General features: G+C 46.1%; 1 protein-coding gene. It reads left to right on the top strand.

Going from position 1 to position 230, the window contains the following annotated elements:
• Nucleotides 1-230: M1 family aminopeptidase (locus SM753_RS21580; protein ID WP_369335394.1), on the top strand; the 230-nt coding region annotated here is incomplete at both ends.

Raw genomic sequence — 230 nt, 5'->3', positions numbered from 1 at the left:
CGAGTAACATGCCGGGACTGGTTTCAGCTCAGCCTGAAGGAAGGACTAACTGTCTTCCGTGATCAGGAATTTTCATCTGACATGGGAAGCCGCACTGTGAAGAGGATTGCTGATGTCTCAAAGCTTCGAAATTATCAATATGCTCAGGATTCGGGACCTATGGCTCATCCTGTGCGACCACATTCTTACATTAAGATGGACAACTTCTATACAGTCACGGTGTACGAAAA

The organism is Halostella sp. PRR32, from assembly GCF_034808085.1.
In the GTDB taxonomy this organism is placed as follows: domain Archaea; phylum Halobacteriota; class Halobacteria; order Halobacteriales; family Natronoarchaeaceae; genus Halostella; species Halostella pelagica.
The sequence above is the reverse complement of the archived record's forward strand: the minus strand, read 5'-3'. Positions and strand labels throughout refer to the sequence as shown.